This is a genomic window from Arthrobacter sp. UYCu511 (genome assembly GCF_040547105.1).
In the GTDB taxonomy this organism is placed as follows: Bacteria; Actinomycetota; Actinomycetes; order Actinomycetales; family Micrococcaceae; genus Specibacter; species Specibacter psychrochitiniphilus.
In genome coordinates this window covers 1-23204 of sequence record NZ_JBEPPB010000018.1, presented here as the reverse complement: position 1 = coordinate 23204, position 23204 = coordinate 1, and the positions used below count along the sequence as shown (strand labels likewise).

The 23204-nt window shown below is 59.7% G+C and carries 17 protein-coding genes and 1 pseudogene; 8 read left to right on the top strand and 10 right to left on the bottom strand.

The window, feature by feature from the left end; all coding sequences use genetic code 11:
* Positions 1-65: 65 nt before the first annotated feature.
* Genes ABIB48_RS17645 through ABIB48_RS17630 form a run of 4 tightly spaced genes read left to right on the top strand, consistent with a single transcriptional unit; the run spans position 66 to position 4657 of the window.
* Positions 66-1388: an extracellular solute-binding protein gene (locus tag ABIB48_RS17645; RefSeq protein ID WP_354213780.1), complete on the top strand. Its 1323-nt coding sequence runs from the start codon at positions 66-68 to the stop codon at positions 1386-1388.
* Positions 1375-2277, top strand: coding sequence for a carbohydrate ABC transporter permease (locus ABIB48_RS17640; RefSeq protein ID WP_354213779.1), 903 nt, complete (start codon positions 1375-1377; stop codon positions 2275-2277). The genes ABIB48_RS17645 and ABIB48_RS17640 overlap by 14 nt, the downstream gene beginning before the upstream one ends.
* Positions 2274-3191, top strand: coding sequence for a carbohydrate ABC transporter permease (locus tag ABIB48_RS17635; protein ID WP_245932022.1), 918 nt, complete (start codon positions 2274-2276; stop codon positions 3189-3191). The genes ABIB48_RS17640 and ABIB48_RS17635 overlap by 4 nt, the downstream gene beginning before the upstream one ends.
* Positions 3188-4657, top strand: a complete 1470-nt coding sequence (locus tag ABIB48_RS17630) for a sulfatase-like hydrolase/transferase (protein ID WP_354213778.1) — start codon at positions 3188-3190, stop codon at positions 4655-4657. Before ABIB48_RS17635 ends, ABIB48_RS17630 begins: the two co-directional genes overlap by 4 nt.
* 142 nt (positions 4658-4799) lie before the next feature.
* Here ABIB48_RS17630 and ABIB48_RS17625 read toward each other — a convergent pair whose 3' ends face one another.
* The 3 genes from ABIB48_RS17625 to speB all read right to left on the bottom strand — a co-directional run bounded on the left by ABIB48_RS17625 (position 4800) and on the right by speB (position 11066).
* Positions 4800-8009 (bottom strand): family 16 glycosylhydrolase, encoded by a 3210-nt coding sequence (locus ABIB48_RS17625; RefSeq protein ID WP_354213777.1) that lies wholly within the window; start codon positions 8007-8009, stop codon positions 4800-4802.
* 322 nt (positions 8010-8331) lie between these two features.
* Positions 8332-9987 carry a thiamine pyrophosphate-binding protein gene (locus tag ABIB48_RS17620; RefSeq protein ID WP_354213776.1) on the bottom strand — a complete coding sequence of 552 codons (1656 nt, stop codon included), beginning with the start codon at positions 9985-9987 and terminating at the stop codon, positions 8332-8334.
* Positions 9984-11066 (bottom strand): agmatinase, encoded by a 1083-nt coding sequence (gene speB, locus ABIB48_RS17615; protein WP_354213775.1) that lies wholly within the window; start codon positions 11064-11066, stop codon positions 9984-9986. The genes ABIB48_RS17620 and speB overlap by 4 nt, the downstream gene beginning before the upstream one ends.
* 298 nt (positions 11067-11364) lie before the next feature.
* Here speB and ABIB48_RS17610 point away from each other — a divergent pair, with 298 nt between their 5' ends.
* Positions 11365-13344, top strand: coding sequence for an APC family permease (locus tag ABIB48_RS17610; protein WP_354213774.1), 1980 nt, complete (start codon positions 11365-11367; stop codon positions 13342-13344).
* A 50-nt stretch (positions 13345-13394) separates the two neighbouring features.
* Here the strand turns inward: ABIB48_RS17610 and ABIB48_RS17605 are convergent, their stop codons facing one another.
* Entirely contained in the window at positions 13395-13982 is a 588-nt protein-coding gene (locus ABIB48_RS17605) for a helix-turn-helix domain-containing protein (RefSeq protein ID WP_315914298.1), read from the bottom strand.
* 186 nt (positions 13983-14168) lie between these two features.
* Between ABIB48_RS17605 and ABIB48_RS17600 the strand changes: the two genes are divergently transcribed.
* The gene (locus ABIB48_RS17600) at positions 14169-15650 is read left to right on the top strand and encodes a sodium:solute symporter family protein (RefSeq protein WP_110104955.1); all 1482 of its coding nucleotides are present in this window, start codon (positions 14169-14171) and stop codon (positions 15648-15650) included.
* An 87-nt stretch (positions 15651-15737) separates the two neighbouring features.
* Here the strand turns inward: ABIB48_RS17600 and ABIB48_RS17595 are convergent, their stop codons facing one another.
* Genes ABIB48_RS17595 through ABIB48_RS17580 form a run of 4 tightly spaced genes read right to left on the bottom strand, consistent with a single transcriptional unit; the run spans position 15738 to position 19356 of the window.
* The gene (locus tag ABIB48_RS17595) at positions 15738-15968 is read right to left on the bottom strand and encodes a biotin/lipoyl-containing protein (RefSeq protein WP_146212980.1); all 231 of its coding nucleotides are present in this window, start codon (positions 15966-15968) and stop codon (positions 15738-15740) included.
* Between the two features lie 52 nt (positions 15969-16020).
* Positions 16021-16437: a hypothetical protein gene (locus tag ABIB48_RS17590; RefSeq protein WP_315914299.1), complete on the bottom strand. Its 417-nt coding sequence runs from the start codon at positions 16435-16437 to the stop codon at positions 16021-16023.
* Positions 16421-17806: a MutS-related protein gene (locus ABIB48_RS17585; protein ID WP_354213773.1), complete on the bottom strand. Its 1386-nt coding sequence runs from the start codon at positions 17804-17806 to the stop codon at positions 16421-16423. Before ABIB48_RS17585 ends, ABIB48_RS17590 begins: the two co-directional genes overlap by 17 nt.
* Positions 17803-19356, bottom strand: a complete 1554-nt coding sequence (locus ABIB48_RS17580) for a MutS-related protein (protein ID WP_354213772.1) — start codon at positions 19354-19356, stop codon at positions 17803-17805. Before ABIB48_RS17580 ends, ABIB48_RS17585 begins: the two co-directional genes overlap by 4 nt.
* Positions 19357-19651: 295 nt before the next feature.
* On the opposite strand from ABIB48_RS17580, the gene ABIB48_RS17575 reads away from it, so the two are divergent.
* The gene (locus ABIB48_RS17575) at positions 19652-21010 is read left to right on the top strand and encodes an MFS transporter (RefSeq protein WP_354213771.1); all 1359 of its coding nucleotides are present in this window, start codon (positions 19652-19654) and stop codon (positions 21008-21010) included.
* Here ABIB48_RS17575 and ABIB48_RS17570 read toward each other — a convergent pair.
* Positions 20975-21885 (bottom strand): annotated as a pseudogene (locus ABIB48_RS17570) (enolase C-terminal domain-like protein). The gene ABIB48_RS17575 and the pseudogene ABIB48_RS17570 overlap by 36 nt on opposite strands.
* Positions 21882-22049 carry a hypothetical protein gene (locus ABIB48_RS17565; RefSeq protein WP_308467758.1) on the bottom strand — a complete coding sequence of 56 codons (168 nt, stop codon included), beginning with the start codon at positions 22047-22049 and terminating at the stop codon, positions 21882-21884. The pseudogene ABIB48_RS17570 and the gene ABIB48_RS17565 overlap by 4 nt, the downstream one beginning before the upstream one ends.
* 489 nt (positions 22050-22538) lie before the next feature.
* Between ABIB48_RS17565 and ABIB48_RS17560 the strand changes: the two genes are divergently transcribed.
* Positions 22539-23078, top strand: a complete 540-nt coding sequence (locus ABIB48_RS17560; protein WP_315914305.1) for an inorganic diphosphatase — start codon at positions 22539-22541, stop codon at positions 23076-23078.
* The last annotated feature ends 126 nt before the right edge of the window (positions 23079-23204 follow it).

The following is a 23204-nucleotide window of genomic DNA, read 5'->3' as shown; positions in this document are numbered from 1 at the left end:
CAACATAGCGCGGAACATGGTGCATCCGCTCCAGGCACACCCAACCGTCATGAAAGTGAAGAGACATGCCCAACGCAGCGCACACTACCTCCCATCTTCCCTCCCGCCGCACCATTCTCCGGGCAGGCACGCTCGCCGCCGGGCTTGGGGCACTATCTGCCCTCTCGGCCTGCGGCACGGGCACAGGATCGGCCACTGGCGGAGGCGGCAAGACACTCTCCTTGCAGTTGCTGGGGGCAGATGAGAAGACCATCGACTTTTTGAAAACAACTGTGGCAGAACAATTCAAGACCAAAACGGGCTTTGAGCTGGAATTGCGCACCTCAGACTGGGCCTCCGGCTTTCAGAAGATGGTCACAGCCGCAGCCAGCAGCTCCCTGGCCGATGTGGTGACACTGGGTGGCATTTGGACCGCACCGCTGGCGTCCAAGAATGCCCTGCTACCGCTGGATGAGAAATTTGCTGCCTGGGATGAAAGCGCACAGTTCAACAAGAACATGCTCACGGACGCCCGCTACGAGGACAAGCTCTACGCGCTACCCTTCGCCGCCGATACCCGCACGGCCTGCTACCGCATGGACCATCTAGAAAGTGTCGGCTACACAGAGGACACACTGCCCACCACCTGGGATGAATACAAGGCCATGGCCGAGAAGCTCTCCACCAAGAACGGCGGGCCCGCCAAGAGCCCCATCTCCTGGTTCAATGACAAATCCATTGGCATCCAACAGTCCTTTGCACAGCTGATGTTCCAGGCTGGCGGCAGCTACTGGGACTCCTCCGGAAAGGCCACGTTCTCCAGCGACGCGGGCAAGAACGCTCTTGACTACCTTGTTTCCTTCTACAAGGACGGCCTCTCCGACTTCAATGATGTGTTCACCGGCACCGGGGCGGGAGCCGTGGCTGCCGGACGCTCCAGTGCCGAATATTCGGGCTTGCTGGTATACCGCAACACCCAGGACTTTGCGGACAAGCCCACACCGAAGATCGTTGCCGGCCCGCCGTTGAAGGCCACCTCTAGCAGCACGCCCGTCTCCTCGGCCTGGGTCAACAAGTTCGGCGTTGCCGCTGGCACCAAGCACCAAGACGAAGCCTGGGAACTGGTTAAGCTGCTCACCAGCGTCAGCACCATGGAAACCCTCAATGAGCGGGTCGGCGCCCTTCCCACCCGTACCGACGCCGTCAATTCAGACTTCTTCAAGGGCCTGCCCGAGGGATTCAGCAAGGCCAGCGAATTCGTGGTGACCCAACCCTCAAGTCCCAACATGCTCGCCATCGGCCCGGCCATCAAGATTGTGCTCCAGAAGGCCATCTTGGGCCAGGCCACCACCGAGGAAGCCCTGACTGAAATTGATAAGAAGGTGAATGAAATCAATGGCGTCGCCTAGTTCACTAGCCGAACGGAAAATGCGCCGTGCCGGCGTAGCCTTGGTCTCCCCGGCAGTGGCAGTCATTCTGCTTATCAGCATCATCCCCTTGATCGTGGCCGGCTACTTCAGCTTGACCAAGTTCGACATGATCAACAAGCCACAGTGGGTGGGCCTGGAAAACTACCGCAGGCTCTTTGGCGACGAGGCGTTTTGGGAAGCGGCCACAAACACGTTCTATTTTGCGTTCGGGCAGGTGGTTGTCGGCGTTGTTGTGGCCCTCATGGTGGCCATGCTGTTCAGTCAGGCCCTCAAGGGCGGCGCCGCCATGCGCACCGTAGTCTATATTCCGCAGGCCGCCTCTTACGTAGTGATCTCACTGATCTGGACGTTCCTTTTTGATCCGGCTATCGGGCCGATCAACGCAGCACTCAACGGACTGGGCATTGACACCATTTACTTCCTGACCGACCAAAATTGGGCCATGCCCTCCATCATGGTCATGAGCCTGTGGCGCAATCTGGGATATTTCATGGTGATCCTGCTAGCCGGCATCCAAGCCATCCCCACCTCCATCAATGAGGCAGCTCACGTGGATGGCGCTAATGCATTCCAGCGCTTTTTCCTCGTCACCATTCCACAATTGAAGTCAACCCTGCTGTTCGTCTTCGTCACCTGGTTCCTGGGCGCCATGCAAATGTTCACCCAGTCCTACGTCATGACCCAGGGCGGGCCCATCAACGCAACCCGCACCCTCGTCTACCGCATGTATGACTCGGCTTTCACGGAACTAAACATTGGTGCCGCCAGCAGCATCGCCGTCCTGTTGTTCCTGGCCGTTGTGTTGGCCTCGCTGCTGCTGAAGCTTGGCCAGAAGCTGTTTTCCCGACAGGAGCTGTCCACACCATGAGCACCGTCCTTGATCGAATCGACGAAAAGTCGCAGGCCCGTCCACCCCGCATGCAGAAGGCCCGACGGCGGAAACCCGGCCGCGCACGGCTGTACGTGATCGCGCTGGTGGTCTGTGCCATGTATTTGGTCCCCATGCTCTATGTGGTGGGGGTTTCCCTAGGCGGGCCCACTGCCTCCGGCGGGGCGCTATTCTCCGACGGCGTGCACCCCGAGAACTTCCTCAACGCCTTCCAAAGCGCCGACTTCGCCCTATATTTTGCCAACTCCACCATTGTCACCGTGGTCTCCTCGGCCTGCCAAGTCGCCCTGTCGTGCATGGCAGGTTATGCGCTGGCCCGGATCAATTTCCGCGGCCGGGGCCTGGTCATGGGCGGGCTCATCGCCCTTCTGGTAGTACCTCCAGAAGTCATCATGGTGCCACTGTTCATCATCTTGACGAAGTTCCCGCTACTCGGCGGAAACGACATCCTGGGCGCCGGTGGCGGCGGACTCCTGAACACCTACTTCGGTCTCATGGTCCCCCATCTGGCCAGCGCCCTGGGCGTGTTCCTCATGCGTCAGTTCTACATTGACCTACCCGATGAACTGGGCCAGGCCGCCAGACTGGACGGCGCCGGGGAGTTCCGCATCTTCTGGCAGGTCTACACGCCGCTGGCGTTCCCAGCCGTCGCCGTCGTTGCCGTACTGGCATTCCAGGGCGCCTGGAACGATTTCCTGTGGCCCTTGATCATGACACGTTCCAATGACATGCAAACACTCCAGCTTGGCCTGACGGTTTTCTTCCAACAGGACTCCACTCAGTGGAACTTGCTCATGGCAGCCGTTTTAATCATTAGTATTCCCGTAGTGGTGCTGTTCCTCTTCGGCCAGCGCTACTTCCAAAGCGGCATCGTGGCAGGATCGGATAAATGAGTAAGCAAACAGCAGCCAAAGCGCCAAACTTCATTGTTGTCATGACTGACGACCAAGGCGCCTGGGCCCGCGGGCGCACCATGCCCGAATTGATCACCCCTGTTCTGGATGAACTGGGCGAGACCGGATTGGAACTGACCCGGTTCTTCTGCACCTCCCCGGTGTGTTCACCGGCACGCGCGTCGTTGGTGACAGGGAGGATGCCCTCGGCCCACGGTGTGCATGACTGGTTGCGCAGTGAAAACAGCGGTGTCAGCACACGAGGCGTGCATTACTTGCAGGATTTTGCCACCACCCCGGAACTACTCCATGAGGCCGGGTACACGTGCGCCCACTCGGGCAAGTGGCATCTGGGCGACGCCCGCACGCCCGCCCCCGGATTCAGTCATTGGTATAGCCACCGGGATGGCGGCGGATCCTACTTTGGTGCACCTGTCATTGCTGACGGCAAGGAGCAATCCGAGGATGGCTACATCACGCACGCGATCACCAAAAATGCCGCCGCCATGCTGACTGAGCTGGCCCAGGCGGAAGAACCGTTCTATCTGCAGGTGCACTACACAGCACCACATTCCCCTTGGACGGACGGCAACCACCCGCAGGAATATGTGGACCTGTACAAAGACTGCGAGTTCCCCAGCATTCCCCGGCCTCCCGCCCATGACTGGTTCAACTGGGACCACGGCGATCTGGCTGCAGCAATGCGGAACCCGCAGGAAAACTTGGCCGGTTTCTGTGCCGCACTCACGGCGGTGGACCGGGGCGTGGGGAGTCTGCTGAACATTTTGGACGACGCCGGAATCCGCGATGATACCTATGTCATTTTCACCTCCGACAATGGGTTCAGCTGCGGCCACCACGGCATTTGGGGCAAGGGCAACGGCACCACGCCCCTCAACGTGTGGGATAACTCCATCCTGGTCCCGTTCATCATCAACCGGCCCGGGACCATTGTGCCGCGGCTCGATGACACCATGACCTCCGCGGCGTCCCTGCACGCCACACTGCTTGAGTTGGCTGGAGCCCCGGCCCCGCTGGATCCCTTGATTGCCGGCGAGTCCATGGCTCCCCGGTTCCTGAATGACGTCGCAGATGCGGATGCCAGCGCGAAGGATGCCAGCAGGAAGGATGCCATTGTGATCTTCGACGAGTACGGCGGCACCCGGATGATCCGTACCGAGTCCCACAAGCTAGTGGTGCGCTATGGCGGGGCCGTCTGTGAGCTCTACGATCTTCTGGCCGACCCGCAGGAAAGCCGAAACGAGATTGACAATCCCGCCTTCGCGACTCGCCGGCAAGAGTTGCAGGAGCAGCTGACGGACTGGTTTGCCGCGCATTCCGAGCCCCGTTTTGATGCCTTCGACCGTCCCGTCACCGGTCTTGGCCAGACCTCCCCCGTCTGGGTTCCCATGGCCGACTCGCAGCGCTATGTGGAGCCTGGCATTCCTGCCACCCCGGGCGCCTGAGCCGTTTCCGCAGCGAGCTGCACAAAGTGCGGGGCCAGCTTTCCCTTCTGGGAAAGCTGGCCCCGCACTTTTTTTAACTTCTCCAACCGGATCAGTGCCGGCAGGCTCAGCGACTACTGGCCTGCCGGCATCCGGCTACTGATCAGGCCTTGCGACGGCCCTTACCTCCCAGCACCAAGGCCCCTCCTGCGAGCAGCAGGACCAGGATGCCCAGTGCGAGCGCAGGCGAGCTGGCACCCGTACTGGCCAGCCCATCGTCGGCCGCAGTGGCTGTTGTGGCACTGGGCGCAGGGCTCGGGGTTCCACTCGGGCTCTGGCTCGGGCTCGGCAGCGCCGACTCAGTGGGCTCCACCGTCGGCTCAACCGTCGGGTCCACAGTCGGCTCAACCGTGGGCTCCTCAGTCGGCTCAACAGTGGGCTCCTCAGTCGGAGTGACTGTTGCAGTCGGCTCAACCGTCGGGTCCACAGTCGGCTCAACCGTGGGCTCCTCAGTAGGAACTACCTCGGCAGCGTAGCTCCACGAGGTTTCAGCACCATCTGCAATGGCGTAACCGCTCACGCTTCGCGCAGTGACCGTCACCAGCTTGGGCAACGGGTGGCTGCCCGCCGAAACTACGGCACCATCCACCACGTACTCGATTCCTGTGGTGCCGGGAACCGTGTAGGTGCCTGCGGTTGCATCGAAGGTTACTGCTTCCGGAACGACGGTGATGTCGGCAACGACGGCGTCACCGCTGTTCAGCACGGCTACGGAGTCAACGGACACGGGAAGTGCCGTGGCCCGCGCAACTCCCACCACCGTGGCCGTCAGAACGTGCTTACCCCGCTTGATCGTGGGGCTGGTCCACACCGTGGAGATGGCATCAGCGGCCGCCGCATGATCGACGATGACGGGATCCCCGCCGTCAATGGCATAGGCCACCTGGCCCTGGCCGGGACCAACCGGTGCGGTGACAGCCACGCCGTCGCCGTCAAAGCGCATGCTCCAGGATGAGCCTGCGGTGCTTGAGGTGCGCACCGTACCGCCCAGGGCTCCTGTTGCCGGCTTCGCGGTCCACTCTGCGGGGAAGACGAAAGAGGACTGATAGTTCCCCTCCACCGCACTGTCAATGGTCATGGACTGCTTCTTCCATACACGCACGTAATCGAACTTGGACGGCTCAGCGTTGTCGTAAGCGTTGGGGTAAGCGCCGGGGTTATTGACGTAAGGAGCTCGTAAACCGACCGAGAGGATCATGATCTGCTCGGCGGGGTCGTAGACAGGGTCCTTGCTTTCCCGGCGCAACACACCATCCACATACCAGCGCTGAACGCCCGGTCCCCATTCGAAACCGTAGTTATGCATGCTCTCTGACGGGTTCCAGGGCGCCTGGAAGGTGGAGCCGCCGTCGGATTGATGGTTGGGTCCAAGCGCCTTGGACGGCCAGCGGTGCTTGGCGAAGTCGACGGATCCGGGCCGGCTCGGGTTCTGCCCCAGCTCCACCATGTCCAGCTCGGTGGCGTAGTCGCCCTCGCGCCCGTCCAGCCAGAAGGCTAGGCAGGTCCCCGGGAACGGGGTGCCGGACTGTGCACGGACTTCAAAGTAGCCGAACTTGATGGCTTCCTTGTGCTGGACGCCGCCTGACTTGTTGTACGTTGTGGCGACTTCCTCAAAACCGGGGTTGGCCAGCTTGTTGATTGCAGGGGCAGAGTCGGCGCTGAAGGAGGCATCGTCAAACATGGCGACGTCTGCAAAGTCAGCGCCATTCGATTGCAGCCCCACCTGGCAGTTGCTTCCCGCAGTGACGGATACCGCCAGCGAATACTGGGTCCAGGCACCATTGCTGCGCGGAATGCTGGCACTGTTCACCTCCGAGCTTCCATCACAGCCTTGGGTTGCCAGAGCCACGGAGCCTTGGGTTCCCATGGTCTTTGCCCAGGCAGATAGTGTGTAGCTTCCAGCAGCCAGCCCAGAGAAGCTCTGCTGGGTGCGCGTGCCGTACTGGTTGTAATACGTGTGACGTAGCCCGGTCTTGCCTGTGTGTGCCGCATAGGAGGTGACGGTGTCCGCATTGTTGTTCTGCAGGTTCACATCGATGAGGTTGGTCTGCCACTTGCTCGGGGTGATGTTGAATTCCGAGGTGGGATCGTAGGACTGGGTCAGTTCCAGATTCCCATCCTTGACCACGGCAGCATCATCTTCCCACCGCCATTCGGCACGCCACCCCCATTGATCGGTGAAGCGGGTGAAGCCCTCATCCAGATCAACACCATTAAATTCGGAGGAGTAATCCTCAATCTTGGTCCATTTTCCAGCATTGTCCTGATCTGCCATAGGCATAGCCGCCGCGGGGTTGTCCGCATACGGATCAGGAGTCTCACCCCCGGTTCCGTCGGTAGGTACGTTCGTGGGCGTGCCGCCGTCGGATCCGTCCGTCTTCAAGATGATGGCGTCAATGTCAGGGGCCGGGCCGTTGGCGTTCCACACGGTGATGGTGTTGATGCCCACGTGCAGGTAGCAGGAGAAGGCTTTGCGCAGGGGCGTGCTGGTATTAGGTGCCACGGCCAGATCCAGCAACACCTTCTCGCTGCCTTCGCACTGGACGTTGACATTGCGTTTGCCTGAATCGGGTGAGAGGTATTGGAGTTCAAACTCCTTGTCCCCTGCGGTTTCCATGCTGACCTTGATCCCGATTTGGCCGTTGTTGCCGCCCACATAGCCCACGGTTTTGCCACCGGAGGCCGCTGTGTTGTTCTGAATGACGGCCTTGCCAACAAAATCATTTCCGGCGGCTTCGGCCTCAAAAAGTGTTTGCGCAGCCGTCTCAACAATCACGGCATCAATGTCAGGGGCCGGGCCTGTGGCATTAAAGAACGTGATGATATTTTCTCCTGCCACCAGGTTGGCGCAACTGAGCTGATGCCGTTTGGACTGTTCCCAACTGGGACTCGGTGACAGATCAATCAAAGTAGCTACGCCGTCATTGCATTGGACGGAGACATCCCGGTCCTCACCGGAGACGTACTGCAGGTGCAATTTGGTCCGGGCAGGGTCAATGACGTTGATCTTGACACCAATTTTGCCGTTCCCGCCGCCCACGTATCCCACTGTTTTATTTCCGGAGGCGCCGGGGCGGTCCTGCACCACAGCCTTTCCGGTGAACACGTTCGTGGCAGCCTCGGCTTCGAAGAGTGTCTCGGTGGCAGCCTGTGCTGGCGTCCCGGCCAGCGGAATGACAAAAGCTGCCAGCAGCACCGCTCCCACAGCAGAACCGATGGCGGCGCGGCGCTTGCGCTGGCGCCGCCGCTGCGGAGGTGGTGGTGGATTGATCCCTGCAGCGCTGACGCGCGCCACGAGTTCGGAGTTCAGCATGCTTCCCCTTATAGATACGATCGGATGATTCCGACACCACGCACCCATTGGTAACATGATGTTACCTAAAGTAGATGTGATCCATCACATCTTGTCAACGGATACTCCCTATATGACAGCTGGCCATCCCTCCCAGTGCCTCACACAGGCCTCCTGCACTGGCACAACGACGGCGGGCGGCCACCTTCGCGCTGAAAGGTGACCGCCCGCCGTCGAACGTCAGGTTCATAGCCTGCTAGGAGGTAGTAGTTATGTTTGGAGGCCGGTGGACCGGCCTCCAAACATAACTACTACCTCCCGGCGCTGTAGGTGGAGAAGCGGGTTAGAGATTCAGGTGCGTGGGGCCGAACATCTTCAGCAGCACATCAACCACCACAACATTGGGTCCGTCTGCGGCGAAACCCTCCCGCAGCGCGTCCCCCACGTCCTCGGGGGCAACCCGGCGGGCGGGCACACCGAAGGCTTCCGCCAGTTTCACAAAGTCCGGGCGGGCCAGCTCCGTGTGCGTGGCTTTGCCGAAGGTATCGATCATGTATTCGCGCAGGATGCCGTAGCCGCCGTCATCCACAATGAGCCAGGTGACGGGGGCGTTGTGCTGCTTGGCCGTGGCCAGTTCCGAGATGGAGTACATCGAGGAGCCATCCCCGGCCACTGCCAAGACGCGGGCGGGTTTACCGTGGCTTTGCAGCCCGAGCGCCCCACCAATTGCTGCCGGGAAACCGTAGCCGAGGCCTCCGGCGCCTTGGGCCGAGTGGAACTCCCCATCCTTGGAATCCCAACAGCTCCAGCCCCAGTACGCGGAAATGGTCATGTCCCAGAAGGTCTGCATATCGGCCGGGACGGCGTCTCGGATATCAGCCATGAATTTGCGTTCCAGGGCCAGATCCTGCCCGTCCAGGCGGGCCTGGACCTTGGCGAGCGTGTCAGCCACGACGGCCTGCGGGGTTGCTCCGTGCCAGTTCGCATCGGCACTGAGGGAAGCATCAAGGGCCTCATCCAACGCGCTCAAGGCCTGGCCGGCGTCGGCACGGATGCCCAGTGCTGGCCGGTTGGATTCTAGAACCCGCGGTTCTGCGTCAATCTGGATGATGCGCCCACGCGGTTCCATAGTGAAGTAGTTGCTGGAGACCTCACCCAGGGAGGACCCGATCACCACCAACACATCAGCGTCTTCAAGGACCTCGGTGACATGGCGGTCCTCAACCCATGATTGCAGCGAGAGTTCATGGTTCCACGGGAAAGCACCACTGCCGCCCGGTGTGCAAACCACAGGGGCGTTAAGTTTTTGCGCCACGGAGAGCAGCTGCTCTTTGGCATGACCGCGGCGTACGCCACCGCCAGCCACAATGACCGGACGCTGGGCGGCGCTCAGCCACTTCACGGCTTCCCGGATTAACTCCACCCGCGGCGGGTTATCAAACGGCTCGGCGAGCGCGTCCTCTACAGCCGGCACAAAGATGGGATCCAGCAGCACGTTCTGCGGCACCTCCACCCAAACAGGGCCCTGCGGCGAGGACACGGCCTCAGTCCAGGCATCCTGGATCGCCGAAGGAATCCCGGAGGCATGCTGGATGAGCCGCTGGCTCTTGGTCACGTTCGCGGCGGATGCCTTCTGATCATCGAGCTGGTGCAACATCCCCTTACGGCGGGCGCCCAAACCCTCCAGGGGGATCTGGCTGGCCACCACGATCATGGGCACACCGGTGGCATAGGCTTCCTGCAGGCCAGCCAGGGCGGTCAGTGCGCCGGGACCGGTGGACAAGAACAATACGCCCACTTCACCCGTGGCGCGGGAGTAACCGTCGGCGGCGAAGGCCGAGTTATTCTCCACGCGGGAGGAAACAAAGTGTAAGGGTGAGCGGCTCAGGGCGTCAAAGAGGCCCAGTGCGTGCTGGCCGGGAATGCCGAAAACAGTTTTGGCACCCAGGGCTGTCAGAGTCTCGACAACGAGATCGCCACCGTTGCGCTGGGGAGTCACTTGGAACCGCCTTCGGTGGTGAGGTCAGGGGCAAAGCCGGCAGGCCGGCGTCGTTCTTCGGCATCAAGGGCTTGGGCTGCGTAACCGTTGGGGGCGCCGAAGCGGTCCCCCGCAACGTGGTTATCCGCCATAAGGGTGACCAGTTCAAAGCCCACATGGCTTGCGGCGATGCCGGTAATTTCGGCGTGATCATAGGCGGGGGCCACCTCCACGATGTCAGCGCCTACGAGGTTCATGCCGCGGAAGCCGCGAATGATCTCGATAAGTTCACGGCTGCTGATGCCACCGGCCTCAGGGGTGCCGGTGCCGGGGGCGTGGGCCGGGTCCAGCACGTCAATGTCCACGGAGATGTACAGGGGGCGCTTGCCAATACGGTCACGGATTTTCGCCACGGTTTCCAGCACGCCCTGGTAGTAGACATCGGCCGCGGTGACAATCCCGAAGCCAAAGCGGTGATCGTCATCGAGGTCCTTCTTACCGTAAAGCGGTCCGCGGGTTCCCACGTGGGAGATGGCCTCCGTATCTAGGATGCCTTCCTCGACGGCACGGCGGAACGGGGTACCGTGCGTGTATTCGGCACCGAAGTACGTATCCCAGGTGTCCAGGTGCGCGTCAAAGTGGAGCATGGCCACGGGCTCGCCGGCACGCTCGGCGGCAGCGCGCAGCAGCGGCAAGGAGATGGTGTGGTCGCCACCGATAGTCAGCAGCTTCGAGCCGCCCGCCGTCAAATCCAGCGCATTTTGCTGGATGGTTTCAATGGCCTCGTTGATATTGAACGGGTTCACGGCCATATCGCCGGCATCGGCCACCTGGCAGTTTTCAAAGGGGGAAACATCCCAGGCCGGGTTATACGGGCGCAGCAGCCGAGAGGCCTCGCGGACGTGGTTGGCGCCAAACCGCGCGCCGGGCCGGTAGGAAACGCCACTGTCAAAGGGAACGCCCACCACGGACACGTCGGCTTGTGCCACCTGGTCCAGGCGCGGCAGGCGGGCGTACGTTGCGGCGCCAGCGTAGCGCGGGATCTGGGAGGAATCAATGGGCCCCAGGTTGCCATTGGCTTCGATGCGGATCTCTTTCATGGACGTCCTCATTTTCTTGCGAGAATTTTTTACAAAAAAGCCGTAGTGACAGTAGACCTGCGTCACATCTGGCAGCTCTTCACCATCGTACAACCGATGTTCACTAATGGGAACCAAAAGTTTCATAGAAGATACTTTATTCACGCCTTGAAGCACTTTTGTGTGGCGTATACAACATCTCCGGTTCAATGCCGCGAGAAGACCGTATAGATTTCGTCAAGAGAGGGCTTTTTACCTCTACGCCGGTGTTAGTCTCCATGAGCCGCCATTCGGTGGCCATTGATGAGAAAGGCCTCCCGTGACATCCCTCTCCAAAGCTCCTGCAGACCCCTGCGGACCTGAGAAACTTCGGGGCAAGGCCGCGCTGCGCCAGTGGCTACTAGAGGGGCTACCGGAAGCATCAGGCACCCAGCAGGGACCGCACGGCCGTCCAGATGAGAGCCACAAGCGGCACGCGTGGTGGCGGGTCATGTGCCTGACGGGCTTGGACTACTTTTCCACCTTGGGTTATCAGCCCGCCATTGCTGCCCTAGCTGCCGGGGTACTGGCACCGTTGGCCACCATTGTGCTGGTGCTGGTCACCCTCTTTGGCGCCCTGCCCGTGTATAAGCGGGTGGCACGGGAAAGTCCGTACGGTGCGGGCTCCATTGCCATGCTGGCAAATTTGTTGCCACGGTGGTGGGGCAAGCTCTTTGTCCTGGCCTTGCTCGGGTTCGCCGCTACCGATTTCATGATCACCATTACCTTGTCCGCCGCGGACGCCACAGCTCACGTGATTCAAAATCCCTTCGCCCCGAGTTTTTTGCACGGACAAAACGTCATCATCACGTTGGTGTTGATCGCGGCCCTGGCGGCCGTCTTCCTGCGTGGCTTCAAGGAGGCCATCAGCATAGCGGTGGTGCTGGTTGCGGTATTTCTGGCACTGAACCTGGTGGTCATCGCAGTCTCCCTTGTCCACGTGGTGGGAAGCCCACTGCTGACCACCGATTGGTGGAGCGCCCTGACAACTCAGCACGGCAACCCCGTCATGGTGGTGGCCGTGGCCCTGCTGGTGTTCCCACGCCTGGCTCTGGGGCTCTCCGGCTTTGAAACCGGTGTGGCCGTCATGCCACAGATCAAGGGCCACCCCACCGACACGGACGAGAACCCCGAGGGCCGCATCAAGGGCGCCCAACGGCTGCTGACAACAGCCGCCGTCATCATGAGTACCTTCTTGATCACCTCCTCGCTGGCCACAACTATTCTCATCCCGGCCGCCGAATTCCAGCCTGGCGGCGCCGCAAATGGCCGCGCACTGGCCTTTCTTGCCCACGATCTCCTCGGCGAGGGCTTCGGCACCGCATATGACATCAGCACGATCGCGATCCTCTGGTTCGCCGGTGCCAGCGCCATGGCAGGCCTGCTCAACCTCGTCCCGCGCTACCTCCCCCGCTTTGGCATGGCCCCACAATGGGCCGCAGCGGTCCGGCCCCTGGTGCTGGTGTTTGCCGCCATCGCTGTCCTGATCACCCTCATTTTCAAGGCCGACGTCGATGCCCAGGGAGGCGCCTACGCAACCGGTGTGCTGGTGCTCATCACCTCTGCGGCCATTGCCGTGACGCTCTCCGCCAAGCGCAAGCGCGAACGCAAGAAGGCGATTGGTTTCGGCGCCGTGGCACTGGTCTTCGTGTACACCACCGTGGCCAACTCAATAGAACGCCCCGACGGGCTCAAGATTGCCCTGCTGTTCATTTTGGGCATTGTGGTTGTCAGCTTCATCTCCAGGCTGCGCCGCTCGTTCGAATTGCGGGCAAGCTATATCCGCATGGATGAGGCGGCCATGGGCTTCGTTGCCGCCGTGGATGAGGGCACCATCCGCATTATTTCCCACGATCCAAAGACCCGCAGTGCCGCAGCGTACCGGCGCAAGCTAAGCCACGCAGCAACTGTGAACGGGATCGGCAATCCGCGCGACGCCTTGTTCATGGAGGTGATTGTGGATGATTCCTCGGACTTTGAAACCGTGTTGGAGGTCAGAGGCATCACCCGGCACGGCTACAAGATCCTGCAGGTGCACGCCTCCAACGTGCCCAACACCATTGCCGCCGTACTGCTCCATATTTGCGACGCCACAGGGCTGATCCCGCACATTTATTTCCGCTGGAACGAGGGCAACCCCATCACCAACATGATTAAGTTCGTCTTCATCGGCGAGGGTGAAATTGCCCCGGTCACTCGCGAGGTACTGCGCGAGGCCGAGCCAGATCTCACCCGCCGCCCCTGGGTCCACGTAGGCTAATCCAACGCTCGGTTAGATTCGAGCCGTTTCGGGCCAACGCTCGGTTAGCGTCAGGAGCCGCCAGAGCCCGAGGCTGCTGGCACCAAGATCCACAGGGCTTCGACGGGTTGGGCGGTCCGGTTTTCCCAGCTGTGCGGTTCCCGTCCCGGGAATGAGAGCGTGTCTCCTGCCTTCAGATCAAAGGACTCATGCGTCATCCGCAGGGTCAATTCCCCACTGATAATGTGCAAGACGTCAAGGTCACAGTCCACTGCGTACAGCTCGGATTCACCTCGACCAAAAGGTTCAATGGTGGCCCCGAGGATCTGCAAACGCCGTTCGGCGCGGGACGTCAGTAGCCGTTCCACAATGCCTTCGCCGCCCAAAGAGATGCGCGGGCCTTCACCCTTCCGGCTGACATGAATCTCTGGGGCAGCGAAGAGATCACCGATCGAGATGGAGAGAACTTGGCATAACGTCACTAAAGAAGTCACACTAGGTGAGGTTAAATCGCGTTCAACCCTGCTGAGGAACCCCTTCGTCAGACCTGTTGCATCGGCCACTTGCTCAATGGTCAGCCGCTGATCTTGCCGGGCCGCGCGGAGGCGCGAACCAATGGCTACCGGGTCGGCACTGGGTTCTAGGGGCAAAGCTTTCATGGCGGCTCCTCATAACTCGACAGCCCATTTTTAAACGGCACATTGACTGTAACTACCATCACAGTTTAGCCTAATAGACAACAAACGTTGCTTTATAGGCAATATTTCTTGGGGATCCTACTACTTCGCACACTGGAGCATCGCGTGGACTTAAACATAGCCATCGTCGTCTTATATTTAGTGGCCATGCTGGCCTTTGGTTGGTGGGGTAAATCCCGCACCAAAAATAACAGCGACTTCTTGGTGGCAGGACGCCGGCTAGGCCCCTTCCTCTATACCGGAACCATGGCCGCCGTGGTCCTTGGCGGCGCCTCCACAGTGGGTGGTGTGGGACTTGGCTACAAGTTCGGCATCTCCGGCATGTGGCTCGTGGTTGCCATTGGCGTGGGAGTGCTGCTGCTGAGCCTGCTCTTTGCCCCCACTTTGCAAAAACTCAAGATCTACACGGTCTCGCAGATGCTCAGCCTGCGCTACGGCCAGGAGACCACCAAGGTTTCCGGCATTGTCATGTTGGCGTACACCATCATGATCTCGGCAACGTCAACAGGCGCCTACGCCACCATCTTCGTGGTGCTGTTCGGCTGGGAGCATTGGCTGGCCATCGCGGTGGGCGGTGTCATTGTGCTGGTGTACTCAACCATTGGCGGCATGTGGTCCATCACCCTGGCCGATCAGGTGCAGTTCATCATCAAGACCGTGGGCGTCTTTTTGCTCATGCTCCCCTTCGCCTGGAATGCCGCCGGCGGCATTGACGGCATCAAGGAACGCGTTGATGCAAGCTTCTTCCAGTGGGACGGCATTGGCATCCAGACCATCATCACCTACTTTGTGGTTTACACACTGGGTCTGCTCATTGGCCAGGACATCTGGCAGCGCGTCTTCACCGCCCGCACCCCGCAGGTGGCTCGCTGGGGCGGCGCGACGGCTGGAATCTACTGCATCCTCTATGGTGTGGCCGGTGCCCTCATCGGTTTGGCCGCCCGCGTGGCACTACCCTCCATTGATGTCGCAGCCTTGGGCAAGGACGTTGTGTACGCCGAGGTAGCTACCAACCTGCTGCCCATCGGCATTGGCGGCATTGTTCTCGCCGCCGCTGTGGCAGCCATGATGTCCACCGCTTCCGGCTCCCTGATCGCGGCCGCCACCGTGGCCCGCAAGGACGTTGTCCCCTTCGTTGCCAGCTGGTTCGGCAAGGAAATTGACACCTCAGACACCTCCAACCCCGAGCACGATCTCAAATCCAACCGTTGGTACATGCTGGTTCTGGGCATCTTGGTTGTGCTGATCTCCATCGTGGTCAACGATGTGGTATTTGCACTGACCATCGCCTACGACATCCTTGTTGGCGGCCTGCTCGTGGCCATCATTGGCGGCCTGGTCTGGAAGCGCGGAACCGGTTTGGGCGCTGCCTGGTCCATCGCCGTCGGCTGCCTGCTCACCATCGTCCTGCTAGTCCTGTACGCCACGGCCGTCATCCCCAGCGCCGACGGCATCTACGCGAACGAGCCCATCTACTTCGGCCTCGCCGCATCTCTTGTGGTCTACGTGGTGGTCTCGCTGCTCACCCCGGCTACCCCGGCGCACATCCGCAAGATTTGGGATGACCGCCTAGCTGCGGCAGTCACCGATTCCAACCCGGATGACGTCCCCGCCGGACTGCAGAAGTAAGCGCGCCACTTAGAGAAGTACGACGGCGGGAGGTGAGCTTGGGCAACCAAGCTCACCTCCCGCCGTCGAGCTTTAAGGTTTGGCTACTCAATCAACGGTGGCAATGGGATCGCCTTGGCGTACTTCCTCGCCTGCGGCCACGAGCCAGCTCAAGGTGCCAGCGGCCGGGGAGTTGATTTCGGCGTCGAACTTATTCACCGTCACCTCAGCAACAACCTGGTAGGGAGCAACTTTCTGCCCGTTCGGTACGCGCCATTCAACGAGGACGCCCAGCTCATTGGCGTCTCCGGACATCTGGGGAAAGAATATTTCACTCAAGGCAGGCACCGCTTCCTCGTTGGGATTCCCAGCCTAGCCTTGCGTCGGCATTTTAGCGCCCGTCATTGAGGACCCGCAGCATGATGTCCTCTGCCCGCTCGTATCTCATGGTTGCAACCCACAACCGGTAGGGAGCTTCACCAGGTTCTGGCTCATGATGGTGGGATGCCCCATAGTGGCCGCGCCTGTGATGGCGTGGCTCGGGATGGCTGGGTTCGGGATGGCTGGGCCCTGAATTTGCTGGCACCGAATGGATGGGTCCGGAATGGACGGGAGATGCCCATGCAGGGATGTCTTCAGCACCCAGTGCGGCAAGGGCCGGGTCTACCATGCGTTCGGGCAGATCGGCCAGGGCGGCCCAGTACAGTGCCTGGCGTCCATTGCCCCGGCCGAAGGGCGGCAGCCAGAACGGAAGCCCAAGGTTCATCGAATCCACGGCTGAGATGGGTGATTCATTGCCCGCTGTCATGATCAGCTTCTTTCATCAGTACCGAACCAGAATCCATGAACACTTTGGCGTAGAGGTCCTTCCCATAGCTGGTGCGTTCTGGTGCACCCTCCACCACCGTGAAGGTACGGCCCCCGGAATCGGTGCGTCCCGCTTTTAGCAGCAGTGACCCTGCCGCATGCAAGGCATGGACGCTTTCGGCAAGCTCATAGAAGTGGGTAACAAACACCACGCGCATGCCGCTGTCTATCAGGCCCTGAATAATGTCACGGGCAATAACTGTGCCTTCTCGCTCATTCGTGGAAGAGAACGACTCATTGAAGAGCACCATGGCATGGGGCTTCACAACATCTACGATGCCGCTCATGCGTTCCAATTCCTCATCCAGCTTTCCGCTCTTGAGACCGAGAACTTCTTCTCGCTTGTAGTGCGAGTAGAGGCCAGCGGCAATGCCTGCGCTAAAGTACCGGGCACAGACAAACATGCCGCACTGCATCATTAGTTGCGCCGTTCCCATGCTGCGCAAGAACGTTGATTTTCCGCCCTCGTTGGCTCCGGTGATCATGATCAGGGACTTGCCGTCAGCATTGATGTTGTTCCCAACCACTGGCCCCTTACGCGCCACTGTCAAGGACACATCCCGCAAGTCCACCGCAGAGAGTGCCATCGCGGGGGATGTCTCCGCTTTGGGGAAACAAAGCGGGGCATCTGCATCTAAAAACGCTGCTTCGAGATTGATGCACCCCACAAAGAAGGCCAGTTCCTGGCGCATCATTTTGATGAAATTCATGATGTGATCATCCGATTGTGCCAAGACATCAGCTGCCAAACCGATTCCCTGATCTGCCAGCTCGCCCAATGCCCGAAACCCCTCTTCATCACGATCGTTGATGTGAAAAGAAAAACTCTGCGGCCTCTTGCCGGACATTCGCGCCAACCAATTCCGGGTGTCCGGGCCCGGATTTGAGAGTGTGTAGTCGTGGCCCTTGTTTGCCCGTCCCAAGCCAGCTGCCAGCAACGTCCCATTTTTGAACCGCAAATGCCGTAAGTGTTCGTTGATCTCTGCAAGGTAGTTTTCATCAAGTTCCGCCAACACCATGCCCACGAATCGGGTAAAACCTTGCGAGTGAAACCCGTCCTGGGTTTCAATGCACATGATTTTGAGCCGTCCAAGGACGCCGACCAACATTTCCAGGGACTGTATTGACTGGTTCCGAAGTGCTGACGGAGAACGACTGAAGATACTGCGGTATATCTTTTGTTCCCCCTCAATGGTTTCTCTCGCCAACGCGTACAGTTCGCGAACAAAGTCCGAATTTGCCGAATCATTGGCGCTCCACCGCGCATCAGGATGAAAGTCCCGATCCTTGAACAGCAGAAAAGTTTTCATGAGTTGATCCGCCCTTTCAGGGATCCGTAGTCCAGGCCGTACTTCTGTGCCAACACCATGGCATAGGCCGAACCGTCAGCTCGTTGACGGACGACCTTGAAGGTGCGCTGTGCGGGATTTTCGGCTTCAACGGTGCTGACCATACTGACCACTGTTGGGCCCAAGCACGAAAGTTCCTCCACGAAGGCGACGCATACGCAGACAAGGTCGGTACTTTGTATCTGCGCAAATATTCTGGTGCCTAAGTCGATGGCATCACCCAAGGTGGTGGAGGTGAATATCTCGTTGAGAATTAGAAGGCTTCGCGGAGTTGCCGCATCCAAGATGTCATGGATCCGGACCAGATCATCCATCAATTTCCCCTGCAGGTCCTTAGTGTTCTCACCCAATTCAAAGTGCGTGAAGATCGCATCGGGAAGCGTCAGCCTCGCCTGTTTTCCTGGCACTGGCAGGCCAAGGGCTGCCAGATAATGCAGTTGGCCGAAGATACGTGCAAACGTTGTTTTGCCTCCTTGGTTTGGTCCGGAGACAACAAGAATGCGTTCAATTCCGCCCAGATCTATGTCATTGGTGACCACCGACCGTGCCCGGGCAACGATTTGTATTGCCAGTGCTAGATCGAATGTTTCCTTTGCGTGGACTTCCTTGTTATGGCTCACCGCCGGCATACAAAAGGAAAGCCCCTTCGCAGTAGGCTTGGCCACCAAATCAAGATAGGCAAGATAAAACTGGATTTCTCTGTCAAAGGCCGCCACCAGTTCATTTCCAAACTCGGCATGGGTTAATTCAAAGCTCTGAAGGGCCAAGAATTCACCAGGGAAAAGCTGCACCACCCCGTCCAGAATCCACCTCTCAACGTGGTTCATGTCCACGATGGTCTTACCGTTTTGCCTGCGGTAATCTTTGACCTGTCCTTGGCTGAATCTCTCAAACGTCTGGCGCACCTCGGCAGTGTAATCGGCGCTATCTTCTTCGCGTGTGACGGTGACACGGTTTCCTTTGATGCCTACGCAGTAGCGGACTTTAGCCAAGGCTTCCTGTACCTGCGCGGCATCGCTGACTACTGCTAGGAAACCGGAAGACTTCACATATCCGGCAAGATAGATCCCGAACGCCCGCAGACCCCGGGAAGCCGGGGCTGCATCAGCCAAGGTCTCATTCAGCTCCGTCACGGCTGCACAATAAATACTGGCGGCGTCAACCAGCATGGCCTGACGTTGGCGCTCGTCCCGAAATCCGTCTGCCAATGCGCGGTCCCGGCGCATCTCGAGCATTGCCCGGGCAAAGCCATCCACAACCCTGCGCAGTTTTGCCTGGGCGAGGTCATTGAAGACTTCGTGTCTGTAGCTGATCACATCCAGGTCCTGCAGCGGCAGGTAGAAATACGGCTTGAGCTGGTATTGCTCCCGTCCTGCCACAGTCGCCGCGATGATCTGGTTGATTTGTAGGTCAACCAGAAATCTCGTTGCCGGTCCTTCTACGAGCTCCCTTGGGCTGCCTGTGGGGAAAAGAATGCTGACAAAACCTTCAGGTTTCGGCTCTCTTCCCACGAGTGTTGCTAAGTTCTCTGGGGCTGGTTTCCTCGTCCCCAAGATTCCTTCATCCGTGAACATGACCGTGCCTCTATCCTGCAGTTGAGACAGGAACCATGAGCCAAGAGGCGGTTCGAACCGAGTTGTGGTTCGGGCGGGGTCCATCGCCGGTAATTGCTATTTTATCGCAGCAGGCGTCTGCGCGTGAGAAAAAGTTTTCCTTAGTCGGCATCTTGTCTACTACTCCGGGGGCGCGGATCATGACAACTAGTTGTTCACACCACTGCCGTGAGAGGAAAAGAAATCATGGAATGTGGCACTAACGAATCCGGCACTGGCGGTGGATGAGAACAAGGGTGGGGATGCTGCCATGAATGGGGATGCTTCAATCGATGGGCGAGGTGATGATCGCCCATCTCCCAGCATGGAACCCAGCCCGTCATCCTCCACAGCCCCGAAAAAGTGGCTCAGCAGGGGCATTCTTGCCATTGGTGGCACATCATTTCTCAGTGATTCCGGGCATGAACTCGTCACCTCGTTACTCCCATCTTTTTTGACCTCCACGCTGCATGCCGGACCGGCTGCCTTGGGCGCCATTGAAGGAGCATCCGATGCATTGCTTGGACTGAGTAAATTGGCTGGTGGCCCATTGGCCAATGAACCCTCGCGCCGGTCCAAAGTGGCCTCAGCCGGGTACTTGCTGACAGCCGTGGCCACGGCGGCGATCGGCCTCTGCACCATGGTGTGGCAGGTGGCTGCATTGCGTGCCCTTGCCTGGTCCGCGCGTGGCGTTCGGTCCCCCGCCAGAGACACTATGTTGGTTTCCTTGGCGCCGCGCGCCGCCTATGGGCGGGCAGCTGGCATTGAACGGGCTGGGGACAATGCCGGCGCCATTGCCGGTCCGCTCGTGGCGGGGCTCCTCGTGGGTGTGATCGGCATCCGCCAAGCAATTTTTTTCTCTATCATCCCTGGCGTGTTAGCTGCCGTTGCCGTATCCATCGCCGCACGCCAGGCCCGGACCATGCTGTCGGCACCAGCCAACAGGACCCGGCTAAGCTTCAACCTTGGAGAACTTCGCCGCAGTGGTGCGGCCCGTGCACTAGTGCCGGTTGCTTTTTTCGAGCTTGGGAACCTGGCCACAACGCTTCTGATTCTGCGTGCCACGGAAGTGCTCAGCAGCGGCGGACGAACTGCGACTGCGGCCGCAGCACTGGCCATTTTCTTTTACGCCGCCCATAATGCGGCAGCCACTGCTGCTTCACTCGTAGCTGGTCCGCTAGTGGACAAGATCGGTGCGGGTCCCGTGTTCGCTGCTGGCAGTGCAGTGTATGTGGGCGCCTACCTACTGTTCGCTTTCAGCACCTCGTCATCGGCACTGATTCTGACCGGGTTCCTGCTGGCCGGGGTGGGCATCGGCTTTGCCGAAACAGCGGAGTCCACTGCTGTTGCACTAGCGCTACCAGAGAGGCTCCGCGGCAATGGTTACGGCCTGTTGGGCCTGGTGCAATCATTTGGCGATCTGGGCGCAACAATGACTGCCGGCATTCTGTGGGCCCTTTTTTCCCCGGCTGTAGCCTTCACTTATGCGGCTGCTTGGATGGCCGCCTCGATCGCCGCTTCCGGTCTGCTGCGCCCCTCACGGGAGCAGCAGGCCGAAAGCCAGATCTCGTGACGGCGGGCGGCTACTACGACACGCACGCTGGCGCTGTCTGAGCCACTCAGCTACGGCTTGGCACGGGCGCCAGGCCAAAAGCCAACGACGGGTTGGCTTCTGCAATTTCCAACAATCTATTGTATTTGGCGAGTCTTTCACCTCGAGCTGGGGCCCTGACTTGAGCTGGCCGCAGCCGGAACCCACGGTAAGGTCGGCGACGAAGCTGTCGAGGGTTTCCCCAGAGCGGTGGGAGACCATTGCGGTGAATCCACCGGCTTTTGCAACCGTCATTGTTTCGAGGGTTTCGGTGACTGTGCCCACCTGGTTGGGCTTGATCAGTACCGCCGTGGCGGACCCTACCGCAATGCCGTCGCGGACACGGGCTGCTTGGGTGACGAAGAGATCATCACCCACAATCGGCACGCGGGCCCCAAGGCTCTGGACCAACGCGGGCCATGATTGGCGATCGTCCTCTGACAGGGGGTCTTCCAGTCTGCGGATCGGGTAATTATCCAGGAGCTTTCCGTAATAGTCGGTCATCTGTTCAGGTGTAAGTACCTGGTCGTTGACACGGTAGGCCCCGTCAGCGAAGAAAGAATTAGCTGCTGGGTCCAGAGCGATCATGATGCCGGTTTCCCCGGCAGTACGTCCCGAGGCCTCGATAGCTGCCAGAATCAGGTCCAGCGCCTCCTCCAGGCGTGCAATCTCCGGCGCATAACCGCCCTCATCGCCGAGGCCCGTGGCCAAACCCCTGCCACGGAACACTCGCGCTAATGCGTGGTAGACATCGGAGCCCCATTCCAACGCTTCCGGAAAGCTGCTTGCACCAACGGGGCGATCATGAATTCTTGGAATGCCAGTTCGTTTGCCGCGTGCTCGCCGCCGTTGATCACGTTGAAGTGGGGAATGGGCAGCCGCTGCTCGCTCCCAGTCTGCCCCTGTTTGCCGTTCCGTCCAGCTCGCACAAAGCGGCATACAGCTGTGCCAGCGAGCCCCACGCCTGGGAGCCAAGCAACCCGGCCATTTCACCCGTGACAGCAGCAACGGCTTGGCTCACTCCGCGCCCGGACCAGCGCACACCGCCGTCACGCAGTTGGACCTGCACCGTTGGGAAAACCTCTGGAATCAAGAATTTGCATGGCCTTCACGGCTGTTATCCGCAGGTCACCCATCATCGGCTCCTTTTCGAGAATATTTCGCTTGCACGGTCCTCATGCCTTCGCTTTTGAGGCTACTCCCCCCATCCCCTCGCCTTTCCAGTGTCAGTTGAGATGGTGCAAACGATCCAGATAATTGGATGTGGTCATTGGCTGCCATTGAGTCGCTTACGATGCTTCATTCGCTTTCCGGTGGGGAGCGGCATTTCTCAGCTTTGCGCATCTTGTCAGAAACGTGGTGGTTGTGATTGATTGAAGTTCTACGCCACAGGGTTGCGCAGAAGCGGCTACCAGCAACGGTCAACAAGTAGCGGGCAGCCTCCATCACCAGGACGGCAGGCCCTGCGGCAAGGACAAGCTCCGGGCCATCCGGGTGAGAGGAACTTTCCATGCCTGACTACAACAAGCTTCTAAGCTGCGGCGACTATCAGCAAGGACTTCTCACCGGCGTCATCGACATCCCGCATGGTTCCAGCCACAAGATCGAATGGGACCGCACCACTGGCCTGTTCCATCTTGACCGGGTAGATCCGGGCATCTTCGCCAAGCCTGTCAACTATGGTTTCATTCCACAGACCTTGGATGAGGACGGCGATGAACTCGATATTCTGTGCATCACCCGGGAGCCGCTCGTAACAGGGGTAGTTGTTCACTTACGGATCTTGGGCCTGCTGAACTTCCGCGACGGGGAGGACATGGACTACAAAATTCTCACCGTCCCGGTGGACGACCGTGACTCCGGCGGCGCCATTCGTTCCATCGATGATGTTCCTTCGCGTCTGAAGCAGCAAATCGAACACCATTTCAACCATTACAAGGACTTTCAGACGGACACACAGACACAGGTTTTGGGGTGGGGCGGACTCGAGGACGCCATTGTCATTGTGGCTGCCTGCAGCGATCGCTGGGCAGCAAGCCAGGCCGTTTAGGCCTGCAGCGGCGGGGGGGGGGGGGGGGGGGAAAAAAAAAAAAACCCCCCCCCCAAAAGAACGCCAAGAGGTGGTGTGACACAAACAATAAAACCCCCCCCACAAACACCCACCCCAAACCCACCC

Bases quoted from the DNA above. Each gene is read 5' to 3' on its own strand.
- ABIB48_RS17645 (WP_354213780.1), top strand. From the start codon at position 66: ATGCCCAACGCAGCGCACACTACCTCCCATCTTCCCTCCCGCCGCACC.
- ABIB48_RS17640 (WP_354213779.1), top strand. From the start codon at position 1,375: ATGGCGTCGCCTAGTTCACTAGCCGAACGGAAAATGCGCCGTGCCGGC.
- ABIB48_RS17635 (WP_245932022.1), top strand. From the start codon at position 2,274: ATGAGCACCGTCCTTGATCGAATCGACGAAAAGTCGCAGGCCCGTCCA.
- ABIB48_RS17630 (WP_354213778.1), top strand. From the start codon at position 3,188: ATGAGTAAGCAAACAGCAGCCAAAGCGCCAAACTTCATTGTTGTCATG.
- ABIB48_RS17625 (WP_354213777.1), bottom strand. From the start codon at position 8,009: ATGCTGAACTCCGAACTCGTGGCGCGCGTCAGCGCTGCAGGGATCAAT.
- speB (WP_354213775.1), bottom strand. From the start codon at position 11,066: ATGAAAGAGATCCGCATCGAAGCCAATGGCAACCTGGGGCCCATTGAT.
- ABIB48_RS17605 (WP_315914298.1), bottom strand. From the start codon at position 13,982: ATGAAAGCTTTGCCCCTAGAACCCAGTGCCGACCCGGTAGCCATTGGT.
- ABIB48_RS17600 (WP_110104955.1), top strand. From the start codon at position 14,169: ATGCTGGCCTTTGGTTGGTGGGGTAAATCCCGCACCAAAAATAACAGC.
- ABIB48_RS17590 (WP_315914299.1), bottom strand. From the start codon at position 16,437: ATGACAGCGGGCAATGAATCACCCATCTCAGCCGTGGATTCGATGAAC.
- ABIB48_RS17585 (WP_354213773.1), bottom strand. From the start codon at position 17,806: ATGAAAACTTTTCTGCTGTTCAAGGATCGGGACTTTCATCCTGATGCG.
- ABIB48_RS17560 (WP_315914305.1), top strand. From the start codon at position 22,539: ATGCCTGACTACAACAAGCTTCTAAGCTGCGGCGACTATCAGCAAGGA.